Consider the following 2,347-nt stretch of genomic DNA (forward strand, 5'->3'; position numbering starts at 1 on the left):
GTGCCTGGTGAGGTGCCGGAGACGGCGGGTGCGCACCTGTGGGCGCTCGGGCGGGTTGCCGCTCTCGAGATCCCCGATCGCTGGGGTGGTCTGATCGATCTCCCGGCGGACGCTGATGCGCGGTCGGTGGGTCTGGCGGTGCGGGCGCTGGCCGCCGGGATCGCTGCCGGTGAGGATCAGCTGGCGGTGCGGCCCTCGGGCGCCTACGGCCGGCGTCTCGTACGAGCCACTGCCCGCCGGGGACGGAAGGACTGGCGCCCGCGCGACACGGTGCTGCTGGCCGGGGACCTCGACGCCGTCGGCGAGCCGCTGACCCGATGGCTGCTCACGGACGGCGCGGACCGCGTCGTACTCGCCGACCCCACCCTGACCGAACTCCCGGCCGCGCTCTCGGACGTGGCTCAGCGCGTGACGACCGCTGCGGCGCCCGACCTCGCGGACCGGGAGGTGCTCGCCGCCCTCGTCACCGAGTACACCCCTGCCATGGTGGTCGTCGTTCCGCCCGCGGTGGAGCTCGCTCCGCTCGAGAGCACGAGCCCGGCCGATCTCGCGGCGGCCTTCGCCGCCAAGTCCGCGACCGCCGCCCACTTCGACGCACTGCTCGACGGGCCACGCGTACCGGAGCTGGTGCTGATCTCCTCGGTTGCGGGGATCTGGGGCGGCGCCCGGCAGGGTGCGTACGCCGTCGGCGCCGCTCATCTCGATGCCCTGGCCGCCCGCCGCCGGGCCCGGGGCCTGCCGGCGGTCTCCGTCGCGTGGACGCCCTGGGCGGGTTCCGTCACCGCGGACGGCTCTGCCGCCGAGTCGCTGCGGCAGTACGGCATCGCTCCGCTGGAGCCCCAGGCGGCGCTCGCGGAGCTGAACCGGGCGCTGGGCAGCGGCGCGGGCAACGCCGCGGTGGCCGACGTCGACTGGGAGCGGTTCCTGGCGTCCTTCACCTCCGTACGTCCCAGCGTCCTCTTCGACGAGCTGCCCGAGGTGCGCCGTCTCCGTGAGGCGGAGGCGGCGGCCATGGCGGACCAGGCCGCCCGGATCGGCGCGGCCGGCGGCACGGAGCTGGCGCGCTCCCTGCGCGACAAGCCCCGGAACGCCCAGCGAAAGGCCCTCCTGGAGCTGGTCACTGCCCATGTGGCGGCCGTACTGGGTGAGGGCGCTCCCGGCGCGATCGACCAGAGTCGGGCGTTCAAGGAGATCGGCTTCACCTCCATGACCGCGATGGAACTGCGCAACCGGCTCAAGGAGGCCACCGGGCTCACCCTTCCGGCCTCCCTCGTCTTCGACCACCCCCACCCCCGCGCACTCGCCGACCACCTGCGCGAGGAACTACTGGGCGAGGACGATGCGGAACGCACCGACTCCGAGCCGAACGCCCCGAGCGGTCCGCCTCCGGCGGGCCAGGACGAGCCGATCGCCATCATCGGCATGGCCTGCCGCCTCCCCGGAGACGCCGGAACACCCGACGAGCTCTGGGAGCTGCTCGAAACCGGCCGCGACGCCATTACGGGCCTGCCCGTCAACCGGGGGTGGGACGTGGCGGGCCTGTACGACCCGGATCCGGACGCGGCGGGGCGTGCCTACGTCAGGGAAGGCGGCTTCCTCCACGACGCGGGGGAGTTCGACGCGGGCTTCTTCGGCATCTCGCCGCGTGAGGCCCTGGCGATGGACCCACAACAGCGCATCATCCTGGAACTCGCCTGGGAATCGTTCGAACGTGCCGGGCTGGACCCGGCCGGCCGGCGCGGCAGCCGTACCGGCGTGTTCATGGGAACCAACGGCCAGCACTACATGCCGCTGCTGCAGAACGGCAGCGAGAGCTTCGACGGCTACCTCGGCACCGGCAACTCGGCCAGCGTCATGTCGGGCCGCATCTCGTACACCCTCGGCCTGGAGGGGCCGGCGCTGACGGTGGACACGGCGTGTTCGTCGTCGCTGGTCGCGCTGCATCTGGCGGTGCGGGCGCTGCGCAACGGTGAGTGCGACCTCGCCCTCGCGGGCGGTGCGACCGTCATGTCGACGCCGGAGGTGCTCGTGGAGTTCTCCCGTCAGCGAGCAGTCGCCGCCGACGGCCGCTGCAAGGCGTTCTCCGCTTCGGCCGACGGCTTCGGACCGGCTGAGGGCGCGGGCGTGCTGCTCGTCGAGCGGTTGTCGGATGCGGTGCGTCATGGGCGTCGGGTGCTGGCGGTGGTGCGTGGTTCGGCGGTGAATCAGGACGGTGCGAGTAATGGGTTGACGGCGCCGAATGGTCCGTCGCAGCAGCGGGTGATCCGGGAGGCGTTGGCGGATGCGCGGTTGGGTGTGGGTGATGTGGATGTGGTGGAGGCGCATGGGACGGGGACGCGTCTGGGTG

At 72.9% G+C, this 2,347-nt stretch carries 1 pseudogene; it reads left to right on the forward strand.

What is annotated here, in order from left to right:
- Positions 1–12: 12 nt before the first annotated feature.
- Positions 13–2,347, forward strand: a pseudogene (locus tag RM812_RS41395) (type I polyketide synthase); the annotation flags it as partial.

This window comes from Streptomyces lancefieldiae, assembly GCF_031845825.1.
Lineage (GTDB): Bacteria > Actinomycetota > Actinomycetes > Streptomycetales > Streptomycetaceae > Streptomyces > Streptomyces lancefieldiae.